A 12,203-nucleotide genomic window follows, 5' to 3' on the forward strand; every position below is an offset into this window, starting at 1 on the left:
GGACTTTCGTCCCAGCAGCGAAGCAGTTGCACGGAGCCGCGGCATATTTCAGCGCCCACGTCCCCCGCTGGCAGGGCTCAAGTCGTGGTGGGCCGGGTTCTTCGAGGGAGTACGGACCACATGTCCGCCCCGCCGCCCCATGCGGTGGCGGACGGCCTGGAACATGACCCGACTGGGTCGGCCACCGGTCACCAAGGCCGGTCAGGATGTCGCAGCATCGGCACAGGCATGCCGGGACCGAGGCTACCCGGAGGCAAACCAGGTCAAGCCGCAACTGGCGCCACAAAGCTGTTCACACATGGACCTTGCACTCCCCAGCTGACCAAGCCCGCGATACCGTAACCACCCCCCCCTCAGCGACACCGCTCCCGCCCGTTCGCAGTCGCGAAAGATTCTCAGCCACCCGCACAACCACACGGGGGGCTGATTGGTCTCCTTACTGAACGTCGAACCGCATCTTGGGCAGTGGAGCCCGCAGGGATGAGCCGCCGTCGCCCTGGCCTGGGGAGCGTCTTGGGCGGCGGCCGGCTGTGCGGCATGTCCGGCGAACCGCGTCGTGTCGGGCCAGGCGACCGCCCTGGCCGGCGTTGTCATGCCTACGTTCGTCGATCCACGTATTTGAAGGGACTCTTTCGTGCATCGAGCAAGAAGTCGCTGGGGGCTGGGGGATCGGGGGTGGCGCCCGGTCCGACAAGTGACAGGCGGGGTGTTGCCTTTGGCCTTGTTGTCGGGGCTGGTGTCTGCGGTCCCGACAGCGGCCCTGGAGCCCGCGGTGAGCAAGCGCGGTCAGGTCCTGGCGTTCTGGAAGACCGGCGGTCCCGCAACGAAGTCGGCCGCCGGGGCGGCCATGACTGGCTCGGAGTCCGACATCGTTGCGTTCCTCGACAAGGGCCGGGCGGTTGCGGAGAACCTCGATGACCGCGAGGCCGCACTGCAGATCGTGGCCGATGCCGGGCCAGCCGTCCGAAAGGCAGCTGAAGCGGCGCTCGCGGGTACCCCCGAGCAGCTGGACACGTTCCTGAAGGAGGGGTGGAAGGCACCCCTGGCCCACGACCAGCGTGTCCAGGCAGCCGCTATCGGCGAGACAGGCGGCCGCGCGCTGCACGCGGCTGCGGAGGCCGCATTGAACTCGGACATCGAGGCGGTGCGGCAGTTCCTGAACGAGGGGCAGTACACGAAGCGGGACTCCGACGCACGCGTACGAGTAGCCCAGCTGGAGACCGCAGGCGGTCCGAAGGTACGAGCTGGCGCGAGTGCGGCTCTCAACGGGACCATCGAGGAAGTCCGCGACTTCCTGAGCTTCGGCCAGTACGTGGCCCGAGCGCAGGACCAGGAGTACGCCTCGGTCACCGAACTGGCCCAGCAGGCTAATGAGGCCGGGGAGGCGGCAGAGCGGGAGAGTAAGGCCGCGAAGGAGTCCGCTGACAAGGCGATCATGCTGGCCCGCTTGGCCAAGGAGGAGACACAGCGGGCGGCCCGTGAAGCGGCGGACGCCAAGAGTGATGCCGGTCGGGCGGCCGATGCGGCTCGAAGTGCGGCGGAGTCCACCCGCAAGGCGGCCCAGGCCGCACAGGCGGCCATCTCTGCCTCGCGCTCCGCGAACGCTGCAGCTCAGGTTGCCGCTGCGGCGGCGAGCGCTGCCGCGAACGCGGCGGCGGGAGCCGCTACTGCTGCCACCAGGGCGTTGCACAGCGCCGCCAACGGCAAGCGTGACGAGGAACTGTCCAGGCAGGCTCTGCAGGCGGCCGACGCGGCGGAGTCTGCGGCGAAGGCCGCGGACCGGGCCGCGATCGCCGGTGACGCCTCGGCTGCCGCTGCCCGCGCCGCCGCTTCCTCAGCCTCCAATGCCGACGACACCGCCCTGGCCGCGGACGAGGCCAGCGGGTACGCGGAGGCGGCCGGTGTCTCGTCGGACGACGCCCGCTCTGCCGCTGCCACCGCGCGTCGGCATGCAGGCGAGGCCACCCGGGCCGCGAACGCCGCGGCCGGCCATGCTGCCGACGCCGCCCGGCAGGCCCGCAACGCACGGGACTCCGCGCGCTCCGCGGCCCAGCACGCCCGCAACGCAGCCGACGCCGCGATGAAGGCCGGTCAGCACGCGGCCGGTTCGAACGAAGCTGCGCTGGAGTCGAAGGCACACGCGGACGCGGCCCTACTGCGCGCCACGGACGCTGTGGCAGCGGTGGCAAAGGCCAACGAGATTCACGACCTCGCTGGGAAGGCCGAAGCTGAGGAGCTGGCTGCTCGCAGGGCGACCGGCATCAACCAGGCCAAGGACGCGAAGGCCGCTTACAACGCCACCCTCGCTGAGCGTAAGAAGGACGGGGCAGAGTCCGACAAGCTGCACACCGACTTCACCCGCCTGTCCCAGGATGCTGAGCAGCCGACCGCGGACGCCAAGGTGATCGCGGCGACCGGGCGAAAGCTGGCGCTGGCCGCGCTTCAGACCCAGGGCACTTGGAGCAAGGTCGCCGCTGAGGGGGCACTGGCCTCTGCCGACGACGCTGTAGTAGTCGAGTACGCCCGCAACGGGTGGCGTTCCGCCTTCCAGCAGGACGAGCGCGACCAGGTCCGCTCCCTGGCGCAGAACTCCGAGTACAGGGCAGTGATCAGCGCCGCCGAGACGGCGCTGGCCGGTGATGTAGCAAAGATTCATGCCTTCCTGGAGGTCGGCCAGTACACGGCCGCCGCTTCCGACCTGCGGGTGGAGGTCGCCCGTATTGGGGAGGCCGGCGGGCCGGCAGTCAAGAAGGCCGCCGAGAGCGCCATGAACGACACCGGCTATCAGCCACTGCTCGATTTCCTCACCGACATCCAGTACTCCGCCCGCCACAGCGACAATCAGGTCACGGCGGCCTATCTGGCCGAGAACGGCGGCCCGGAGGTCAAGGCGTATGCCGAGATCGCGTTGGAGAGCCCAGCTCCGGCCCGACAGGCCTTCGCCGAGCGGGGCCGGCACAAGGCCGCCCAGCGCGACCAGGCCAACGCCACACACGCCGCCCAAATCAAGCACGTCATCGCCGGATCGGCGCAGGTCGCAGCCCTCGCCCAGCAGCGAGCGGCCGAGGCCCTGAAGACCGCCGCTCTCGCCCTAGACGCGTCGAGCGAGGCTGATGCCTATGCGCAGCAGGCACAGACCTACACCAATGACGCCACACGCTACGCCGAGCAGGCGACCTCATCCGCAAGGAACGCCGAGCTCAGGGCGACGCAGGCCGCAGGCCACGCCGCCACCGCCCGCAACGCGCAGCGCCAGGCGCAGAATGCAGCAAGCAACGCCAATGCTGCGGCCCTGTGGGCCGAGGCAAACGTCGGTCTGGCGCGCGAGCACGCCGATATCGCCGTCTCGGCGGCCGAGGCGGCACGGCAGTCCGCCATCAATGCCGGCAAGAACTCCGCCGAAGCAGCCAGTATCTACCAGCAGCACCTCAACACGTACCTCGCCGAACAGGCAAGGGCGGCCGAACAGGCCTGGTGGGAGAAGGTATACGGCAAGTACACGCAGCTGCGAGACGTCTTCGGTGAAGCCTTCGACGTCGGCCTCGAAATGGGCAAATCGGCCTTGGTGTGGTGGGTAACTGCAACTCCCGAACAGAAGCGGCAGTTCTACATCGAATTCGGGCATGCCGGACTCGACGTGCTGGGCCTCGTTCCCGGATACGGCGAAATCGCCGACGGCGCCAACTGTGCCTTCTATGCGATCGAAGGCTACGCCACCGACGACAATAGTAAGTACGTCGACGCGGCGCTCTCCTGCGCATCCATGATTCCTGTTGCCGGCTATGTCGCGGCAGTCCCCAAGGCCATCAAATGGTCCAAGAAGGCCGAAACGATCCTCGACGCCCTGACCAATCTCCGAAAGAAGCTCAAGGAGCCGGACCTTGGCGGCGCTGGCCTCAACATCGGACCGGGAACACCGTCTGGATCAATCACGGCTTATGGTGGAATTCAGTATTGGATGCCCAGCACCACCGGGCTTAGGGACCTCATCAATCCCAACAGATACACGACGAACTGCATGGTGTGCGCTGTAGAAACAGACGGGATTTTCGCTGGGCGATCCGCCATGGCTGCACCGAATATCACTCCGCAGGACTATAGATCGATCGAAAGGGTGATGGGGCGGTCGTTCAGGCAGGAATCCTTCGCAGGACTGGTTCGATCAATCCATCGAGATGGCCACGGTGCACGAGGCATAATCTTCGGTCAGCGGCAGCCCACCGATGCGAACCCTGAAGCCATCGGACATTTCTTCAACGTGGTCAACAGGAATGGTAGGGTTCTGTTCATCGACGCCCAATCCGGACAATCTCGCAACGTTGACAGATATGATTCGTACATGTTCATGAGGACGGACAATTGATGGACGAAAATCAGGCTCGCGCACTCGCCCAGGAGTTCATCGGCCAATCCTTCACTGTCAGCGCGACCCAAGTCCGAGGGGACAAATATTACGTAAGCTACCGACCCTCGCAGGGCAACGGCGCCAGCCTCGGCGGCAATATGCCCGTAGAAGTCGATCCGAAAAGCCGAACATGCCGCCATATCAGCATCGACGAGGTCTTCGATCTGAATCTCTAATATAATCGAAAATGCGGGCGCGCCTTCTTTACGTCGAAACACACAATTCCTCGCTGAATTATGTCAGCCCCGCGACCGGCCCTGGATGGATCCCACTCCGTCCAGGGCCTTGGCGTATTCTTTCTGGACAGCAGGTGCTATACGTCGATCCGGAGGGCCGCCGATCGAGAAGAGCGTGCCGACCCCGGCGGCACCGACACAGCTCAGTGGCAGACACTGGAGTGGCTGGCGCCGACAGACAAGCAGAGCCTCCGCCTCGCGGCCATGAGGCCACAGAGCCGTTGCAGGTTCCCCGAACGCCGATCCGCGCAAACGATCGACCGGCCTATGCCTGCTCAGCCGATTGCTTCCCGCACCACCCCAAACTGGTGCGGGTTTAGCTCGATCGCTATGCTCTCCTTCGGCCCCCAGGCGATCTTTCCGATCCGCGATGAAGCGGACGGGTCCAGTTTGCGTTTTCGGTATGTCTGGAAGCGCTCGACTGCACCCTCGGATCGTCTCCAGGGTGCGCTTCAGAAAGCGATCACATGGCTTTGCTTACACGCTGGTGGTTGCCCACCGCGACTGCTGCTGTCCTGCTGGGGGCCGCAACTCCTCTCGCCTCTGCCGCAGGTGAGCCGGTGGCGAACGCCGACGCCCCATTCATCGTCGAGGACGGCTCTTACCCGGCCAGTGACTTGGTGTTCGCCGAGACCGGTGCCAGGCTGATCCGCGGCGACGGTGGCATCACCTACACCTCCTGCTCCGGCCCCTACCAGATCAAGATCTGGGCACAAGGCATCAAGCTGGACGAGGAGCGCATGTGCTTCGCCGCCCCGCGCGGCACCGGCTTCCTGACGGTGAACATCCCCGGCGCCTACCGGATCCAGACCTACGAGCGGTCGGTGAAGGCCGACATCTCCATCAACGACGAGCGCAAGACGATCGACTTCCCGGCCAACACCGGTAAGGGCTTCGGCATAGCCAGCGCCGACCGGGTCGAAGCCGTCCTTCTAAATCTGCGTGTCACCGGCTCGGCGGCCACACCGGCCCAGTCACCAGCGGACCCGAGCTACGCGTTCACCGGCAAGCTCACCATCGGCGACGGCAAGCGCTTCTGCACCACTGCGCTGGTGGACCCGCGCTGGGTCCTCGCAGCCAAGAGCTGCTTCGCCGACAACCCCGCCACGAGCAACACCGTCACGGCCGGGGTGCCGAAGGAGAAGACCACCGTCACCGTCGGCCGGACCGACCTGGCCACCTCGGGCGGCCACACCACTGACATCGTCGAGCTCGTGCCGCGGGACGACCGTGACCTCGTCATGGCCCGCCTCGACAAGCCCGCCTTCGGCATAACCCCTGGCGCTGTGTCCGCCACCGCCCCCGCCCCCGGTCAGGAGCTGACTGTCGCTGGTTTCGGACGCACCCAGGCCGAGTGGGCGCCCAGCCAGGTCCACACCGCCGCCTTCACCGTCGGCACGATCGCGGCAACCGGGTTCGACCTGAGCTCGAAGACCCCGGCTGACGCGACCGTCTGCAAGGGCGACGCTGGCGCACCGGTTGTGCGGATCGAAAACGGCAAGCCAGCCATCGTCGCCATCGGCAGCCGCTCCTGGCAGGGCAGCTGCCTCGACAGCAGCGAGACGAAGACCGGCACGTACAGCACCCGTCTCGACGACCTCGGCCAGTGGATCAGCGACCTGCGTTCGCGACGCTCCGCAGCCTCCAACGAGGCCGGTGGCAGTGAGCGGGTGCGGTGGGCCGACTTCGATGGTGACCGCAGGCCCGACTACATCACCATCGCCGACAACGGCGAGGTCAAGGTCTATCTCAACCACGGCGGCGACCCCGCCGGGGCGAACGGCTGGCAGTCCGTCGGGAGGGTAGCCGGCGGACTCACCACCGACCGGAGCCGTGCCCGCCTTGCTGACTTCGACGGTGACGGAAAGGCTGACTACATCGTCATCGACGGGGGCGGCTCCGTGTACGTCTACCTCAACCGCGGTGGCGACACCGGCGGCGGCTGGCAGGGCATCGGCAAGGTCGCCGTCGGACTGACCAACGACGCGAGCAAGGTCCGCTTCGCGGACTGGGACGGCGACGGCAAGACCGACTACATCGTCCTCAGCGACACCGGGGCCGTCGATGTCTACCTCAACCGCGGCGGCGACGTCGGCGGCGGCTGGCAGGGTGTCGGGACCGTCACCACCGGCGCCACCACCGACCGCACCCGGATCCGGTTCGCCGACAACGACGGAGACGGCAAGGCCGACTACTACATCGTCAAGCCCGGCGGAGGCGTCGACCTCTTCAACAACCGCGGCGGCGACGTCGGCGGCGGCTGGCAGCCCATGGGTCAGATCGCGGTCGGCCTGACCAACGACCACCCCAAGGTCCAGTTCGCCGACTTCGACGCCGACGCCCACGCCGACTACATCCTCGGCGACGCCAACGGCGGCGCCACCGTCTACTCCTGGAACGGCGGCGACGGCGGCAACGGCTGGAACGGCCTCGGCAAGGTCGCCGGCGGCGCCTAATGGGAGCCATGGAACCGGGGGATGCTTGGTTCCGTAGCCGCCCGTGAGTGAACGCTCTCCACTCCCCCCAGCGCAGGCCGGGGGTCGGAGTGACTGCACGACGGACGCGCTGCCCTTCTTGGGTGGCGCGTCCGGCTGTTAAATGCCTGTTGACGTGCGGCGGAGGACTCGGAGGGAGTTTGTGGCCGAGGCCTCTTCGAAGGCGCCTGAGGACAGGGCGCGGAGGTAGATGCGGTACGGGGCCTGGCCGCCGTCGGCGGGGTTGGGGAAGACGTCGTGGATCACGAGGGTGCCGCCCACCGCCAGGTGGGGGGCCCAGCCTTCGTAGTCGGCGGTGGCGTGTTCGTCGGTGTGGCCGCCGTCGATGAAGACCAGGCCGAGCGGCCCGCCCCAGGCCGCCGCGACCTGGGGGGAGCGGCCGACCATCGCGATCACGTGGTCCTCCAGGCCGGCCCGGTGCAGGGTGCGGCGGAAGGTGGGCAGGGTGTCCATCAGGCCGATCTCCGGGTCCACGACCGTCGGGTCGTGGTACTCCCAGCCGGGCTGCTGCTCCTCGCTGCCGCGGTGGTGGTCGAGGGTGATCGCCGGGACGCCGGCTTCGCGGGCGGCGTCGGCCAGCAGGATCGTGGAGCGGCCGCAGTACGTGCCGACCTCCAGGAGGGGGAGCCCGAGGGCGGCGGCCTCGGCGGCGGCCTCGTACAGGGCGAGGCCCTCGTCCACGGGCATGAACCCCTTGGCGGCCTCGAAGGCGGCGAGGGTCTCCGGCTTGGGGCTGGCCATGTGGTTCCTCCTGCTGAGCTGCGTGTGGGCGGCCCATGCTGCCCTACCGCCCGGTAGCGCGCTACGCCCGGGGTGCCGGGACCAGGGGGTCCCCGTTCAGTTCGGTTTCGCCCGGGAAGGACCACCACAGTGTGGTGTCGTGGGTCAGGTACGGGACCTGCCAGCCCACCTTGCCGCCGTGGTCGAGGGCGTCGGCGACCTCGTGGAGGTATGCGGCCAGGGACGGCCAGCCGTCGTCGAAGTGCCCCGTGTCGTCGTGCGGGGCGTGGCCCAGGCGGCCCTGGTGTGGTCCCTCGCGCATGTCGATCACCTGGGAGTCGCCGTCGCCGTGCGCCCAAGGGATCCACAGCGGGTGCCATGCGGGCTCGCCGCCCTCCTCGAACGGCTCGCAGAGGTCGGGGTCGTCCCCGACGATCTCCATCGTCATCCGCCAGTGGTCGAGGATGCGCGAGACGGGGATCGGCGGCTGGTCGGGGAGCAGGTTGGCCCACTTCGTGAGCCCGTCGTGGCAGGCCAGCGACTCCACCAGGTCCGCCGGGAAGCGCGGCCCCATCGCGGCCTGCACCGCCTCGACCTCGGCCGGGTCGGCGGGCGGTGCGAGCAGGGCGAACGAGGCGGGGGAGTGGGCCGCCATCCACCCGTCGATCCGGGCCCAGGAACGCCGTACCGGTGGGCTTTGGTCCCAGGTGTTCATGTGCTCCCCCTCGTGTGCGTGAGAGAAGGGTGGCAGCCGGTACTGACAGCGGCCGCAGCCGGGGCTCAGACGTCGCACTCGAACCAGACCGTCTTGCCGGTGGCCCGCGGCTCCGTGCCCCAGCGGTCGGCCACCGCCTCGACCAGCAGCATCCCGCGGCCGTCCTCCGCGAGGAGACCCCTGCGGCCGCGGGTGACGCGCGGCGGGTGCGGGCAGCCGTCCGTGACCTCGACCCGCAGCCCCTGCGGCCGCCGCAGGATGAGCACCGCGCAGCCCCGGCCGGGGACGTGCCGTACGACGTTGCCGACCAGCTCGGTCAGCGCGAGCTCGGCGGCGTCCGTCAGCTCGGCGATGTCCCACTCGGCGAGGAACATGCGCAGGATGCGCCGCATGTGCCGGGCCGAGTGCTCACCGACGGTGAAGCCCATGTGGTAGCTGTCGCCAATCTCCGCCGGGAAGGCGTCAGTTGCGTGATTCATGTCACCAGGGTGGGCAGCCCTGGTTACGCTCGGCTACGGGTTGAAACGAACGCCGCACCGCGTGAACTTGGGGGTGACCGCCTCATGGTCAACATCCGCGATCTCGATCCCAGCGCCTCACCGCTGGACTACTACGGCTCGGAACTCCGCCGCCTGAGAGAGGAGGCGGGGCTGAAGCAGGGGCAGCTCGGCGGGATCGTCTTCTGCACCGCTTCGCTGATCGGTCAGATCGAGACGGCGAGGAAGGTCCCGACCCGGGACTTCTCGGAGCGGGTTGACGCAGCCCTGGGGACCGGTGGGTTCTTCTCCCGCTTGGTGGGGCTGGTCCTGAGGAGCCAGCTGCCGGTGTGGTTCCAGGCGTACGCGGAGATGGAGGCGAAGGCCACCTATATCTCCACCTACCAGGCGCAGCTCGTTTACGGCCTGTTGCAGACCCCTGAGTACGCGCGGGCCGTGCTGGGAGTGCGGACCGAGGGTGACGTAGACGCGAAGGTGGCCGCCCGAATGGAGCGCCAGCGCATCCTGGACCGCGAGAACCCGCCACTGATGTGGGTCGTCATGAGTGAGGCCGTACTGCATCAGGAGATCGGCGGCCGTGAGGTCATGCGGAACCAACTGTCCCACTTGTTGGCTTTGCAGAACCGGGAGTGGGTGAAGGTGCAGATTCTGCCCTTCGAGGCGGGTGCCCATGCGGGGTTGCCGGGCTCGTTCAACCTCTTGCGGTTCGATGACGACCCCGACCTCGTCTACACCGAGGACTTCGTGCAGGGCCATATGACGGCTAATCCGCAGGCTCTCAGGGAGGGTTCGCTCCGTTACGATCATTTGCAGGCCGCTGCCCTCTCCGTGGAAGGCTCGGCGGCACGGATCGCCCGCGTAATGGAGGAGCGCTATGGACACCATCCAGAACCTGACGGGCGCGCGCTGGCGTAAGTCCTCGTACAGCAGTGACACCGGCGGTGACTGCATCGAGTGCGCCCCCCTGGGCGGAGCCGCCTGGCGGAAGTCCTCGCACAGCGGCGACACCGGCGGCGAGTGTGTCGAAGTCGCCGCCCAGCCCTGCCTCGTCGCCGTCCGGGACTCCAAGAACCCCGGCGGCCCCGCCTTCGCCGTGAGCCCCGGTGCCTTCACCGCCTTCGTGAGGGCCTTCGCGCGCTGATCCCCCTTTACCCTGAGGCGAGTTCGACCGACCACAGGGGACCAACGGGGGAACCGGCAGCATGAGTACTCAGGACGACGACGACAACGTCGACGGTGGCATAAAGCCGCTCACCGGCACGGATCCGAGCCGAATAGGGCCGTACCTGCTGCTCGGGCGGCTCGGGGCCGGCGGCATGGGGCGGGTGTTCCTGGCCCGTTCCGAGGGCGGGCGTACCGTCGCGGTGAAGGTGGTGCACGAGGAGCACGTCTCCAACGCGCAGTTCCGGGCCCGCTTCCGCCGCGAGATCGACGCCGCCCGTCGCGTCGGCGAGCGGTACACCGCGCCCGTGATCGACTCGGACCCCGAGGCCGAACGGCCCTGGGTGGCGACGGGGTACGTGCCCGGGCTCTCGCTGGAGCAGATCGTGCGCCGGCACGGGCCCCTGCCCGTGGAGTCCGTGCACGCCCTCGCCGACGGGCTGCTGCACGCGCTCAAGGACATCCACGCGGCCGGGATCGTGCACCGCGACCTCAAGCCGTCGAACGTGATGCTGACCGTCGAGGGCACCCGTGTGATCGACTTCGGCATCTCGCGCGCCCTGGAGACCTCCGTCGAGTCGCTGCTCACCAGCACCGGCATGGTCGTCGGCTCGCCCGGGTTCATGTCGCCCGAGCAGGTCCGCGGGCAGAAGGCCGGGGTGAAGAGCGACGTGTTCACGCTCGGCTGCGTACTGACCTACGCGGCCACCGGCCAGCTGCCCTTCGGCGCCGGGGCCAGCAACCAGCACGCGGTGATGTTCCAGATCGTGGAGGCCGAGCCGGAGCTGGACGGCGTCGGGGACGAGGCGCTGCGTGCGTTCATCCGGCGCTGCCTGGTCAAGGGCGCCGACGACCGGCCCGGCGTGGAAGAGCTGCTGGCGGACCCGGAGCGGGTACGTCCCGCCACGCGCGGCGGTGCGTGGCTGCCGCCCAAGGTCGTCGCGCGCCTCGCCCAGCAGGCGGCGCAACTGCTCGACGCCGAGGCGGCGCCGCCGGAGCGGGAGGCGCCGGAGGCCGGGGCGCCCACCGACCGGGCGACGATCGGGCTGCGGCCGGAGGCGGGCTCCGCCGGGCCGGTGGTCGAGCCCACGCCCGGGCCGGCTGCCGGTGGCGAGACCTCCGAGGGCGAGCGGAAGCGGCGCAAGCGGCCGTGGACCGTCGCGGTGCCGGCCGTCTTCGTGATCTCGATCGGCGGCGGCACGGTGGCCCTGATCCAGCCGTTCGGCGGCGACGGGAACCCGGCGGCCTCGCCCCCCGCGAGCAGCGCCCCCGTGACGCCCGGCGCGGCCGGCGGCTCCCCTTCCGCGGCGAGCGGTTCGCCGAGCGCGGGCACGCAGAGCCCGCAGGCCCCCCAGAGCCCCGACGCCTCGGCCCAGGGCGTACAGGGCGGCCAGGTCGGCGGCGCCGCGCAGGGCGGCGCCGCGGGCGCGGGGACGCCCGGCGGCGGCTCCGGCACCCCGGGCGGCAGCGGTACGGGCAGCAGCGCCGGCAAGGAGACCAGCGCGGGTCCCGCCGCCGGGGGCGCGAGCGCCGGAAGTTCCCAGACGGCCGGCACCGGCACCAACACCGGGACCAGCGCCGGTACCACCCCCGGAGGCGGGGGCTCGCCCAGCGGCGGCGGTTCGTCCGGCGGTGACGCGGTCCCCGCGTACTTCGTCGGCACCTGGGTCTTCAAGGGGTCGTTCAACATCGGTCAGCCGGACACGGTGACCGTCTCCCGCACCGGGGCCGTCCGCCTGATCTCCGACCAGAACGTGGGCCATTGCGAGTACATGGCCACGGTGGTGTCGGTGGTCGGGGCCCGGATGAACATCAGCGCGGGGGCGCAGGACAAGAGCAAGTCCACCGGCCAGTTCTGCGGGACGCTCGATCCTTCGTTCTTCACCAAGAGCGAGCCGATCGGGCTCATGCACAACGTGGGGCCGTCCCACGGCGAGGGGTACTACTACGAACGTTCCTGACCCCGGGAACACG

At 69.0% G+C, this 12,203-nt stretch carries 9 protein-coding genes and 1 pseudogene; 7 read left to right on the top strand and 3 right to left on the bottom strand.

Features of this window, described 5'->3' with window-relative positions; genetic code table 11:
* Positions 1-52: 52 nt before the first annotated feature.
* The 4 genes and pseudogenes from ACZ7GJ_RS31975 to ACZ7GJ_RS31990 all read left to right on the top strand — a co-directional run.
* Positions 53-190 (top strand): annotated as a pseudogene (locus ACZ7GJ_RS31975) (glycosyltransferase family 2 protein); the annotation flags it as partial.
* Positions 191-772: 582 nt separating this feature from the next.
* Entirely contained in the window at positions 773-4,363 is a 3,591-nt protein-coding gene (locus tag ACZ7GJ_RS31980; protein ID WP_470756556.1) for a toxin glutamine deamidase domain-containing protein, read from the top strand.
* Positions 4,363-4,581 carry a hypothetical protein gene (locus tag ACZ7GJ_RS31985; protein WP_470756558.1) on the top strand — a complete coding sequence of 73 codons (219 nt, stop codon included), beginning with the start codon at positions 4,363-4,365 and terminating at the stop codon, positions 4,579-4,581. The genes ACZ7GJ_RS31980 and ACZ7GJ_RS31985 overlap by 1 nt, the downstream gene beginning before the upstream one ends.
* Before the next feature lie 620 nt (positions 4,582-5,201).
* A complete protein-coding gene (locus ACZ7GJ_RS31990) occupies positions 5,202-7,097 on the top strand; it encodes an FG-GAP-like repeat-containing protein (RefSeq protein WP_470756560.1) in 1,896 nt (631 codons plus the stop codon).
* Positions 7,098-7,235: 138 nt separating this feature from the next.
* On the opposite strand, the gene ACZ7GJ_RS31995 is transcribed toward ACZ7GJ_RS31990, so the two are convergent.
* From ACZ7GJ_RS31995 to ACZ7GJ_RS32005, 3 genes are all read right to left on the bottom strand, one after another.
* Entirely contained in the window at positions 7,236-7,877 is a 642-nt protein-coding gene (locus ACZ7GJ_RS31995) for a class I SAM-dependent methyltransferase (protein ID WP_470756562.1), read from the bottom strand.
* A gap of 61 nt (positions 7,878-7,938) precedes the next feature.
* Positions 7,939-8,571, bottom strand: a complete 633-nt coding sequence (locus tag ACZ7GJ_RS32000) for an SMI1/KNR4 family protein (RefSeq protein ID WP_470756564.1) — start codon at positions 8,569-8,571, stop codon at positions 7,939-7,941.
* Between the two features lie 65 nt (positions 8,572-8,636).
* Positions 8,637-9,050 (bottom strand): ATP-binding protein, encoded by a 414-nt coding sequence (locus ACZ7GJ_RS32005; RefSeq protein WP_470756566.1) that lies wholly within the window; start codon positions 9,048-9,050, stop codon positions 8,637-8,639.
* Between the two features lie 84 nt (positions 9,051-9,134).
* On the opposite strand from ACZ7GJ_RS32005, the gene ACZ7GJ_RS32010 reads away from it, so the two are divergent.
* The 3 genes from ACZ7GJ_RS32010 (at position 9,135) to ACZ7GJ_RS32020 (ending at position 12,190) form a co-directional block, all read left to right on the top strand.
* Positions 9,135-9,983: a helix-turn-helix domain-containing protein gene (locus ACZ7GJ_RS32010; protein ID WP_470756568.1), complete on the top strand. Its 849-nt coding sequence runs from the start codon at positions 9,135-9,137 to the stop codon at positions 9,981-9,983.
* Positions 9,943-10,209, top strand: a complete 267-nt coding sequence (locus tag ACZ7GJ_RS32015) for a DUF397 domain-containing protein (RefSeq protein ID WP_470756570.1) — start codon at positions 9,943-9,945, stop codon at positions 10,207-10,209. The genes ACZ7GJ_RS32010 and ACZ7GJ_RS32015 overlap by 41 nt, the downstream gene beginning before the upstream one ends.
* A gap of 61 nt (positions 10,210-10,270) precedes the next feature.
* Positions 10,271-12,190 (top strand): serine/threonine-protein kinase, encoded by a 1,920-nt coding sequence (locus tag ACZ7GJ_RS32020; protein WP_470756572.1) that lies wholly within the window; start codon positions 10,271-10,273, stop codon positions 12,188-12,190.
* Positions 12,191-12,203 lie beyond the last annotated feature (13 nt).

It is taken from the genome of Streptomyces sp. NPDC037242 (assembly GCF_055604165.1).